Source organism: Pantoea sp. BAV 3049 (assembly GCF_009765445.1).
GTDB lineage: Bacteria > Pseudomonadota > Gammaproteobacteria > Enterobacterales > Enterobacteriaceae > Erwinia.
Map to the genome: position 1 here is coordinate 1 of NZ_WHOY01000027.1, position 281 is coordinate 281.

Annotated in this window: 1 protein-coding gene; it reads right to left on the bottom strand. The window is 55.9% G+C overall.

The window, feature by feature from the left end; all coding sequences use genetic code 11:
• A partial coding sequence (locus GSQ70_RS00695) for a hypothetical protein (protein ID WP_158780485.1) occupies positions 1 to 281 on the bottom strand: 281 nt, incomplete at both ends.

Here is a 281-nt window from a genome sequence, read left to right on the forward strand (position 1 = left end):
TCAGTCGTTACAATCGGAGATGTTGCCAGTTCTCCAGCTTCAATCTGTGCAAACCCAACGCGGAACGTGCTGTCGTCGTTGCTGCGCACGTAGAATGATGCTGTGTAAGTTCCTGCATTAAGATAGCCCTGAGTACCCCAGAATGCGGGTGTACCTGTAACGCTGTTCCGGCCAAGCCACAGCCTGAGAGCACTACGCGCTGTCGAAGTGACGGTGAACACAATACGCTGCCAGCCGGGCGTGAGATTGTAGGCTGTTGGCGGGTACAGGTATGCGCCGCC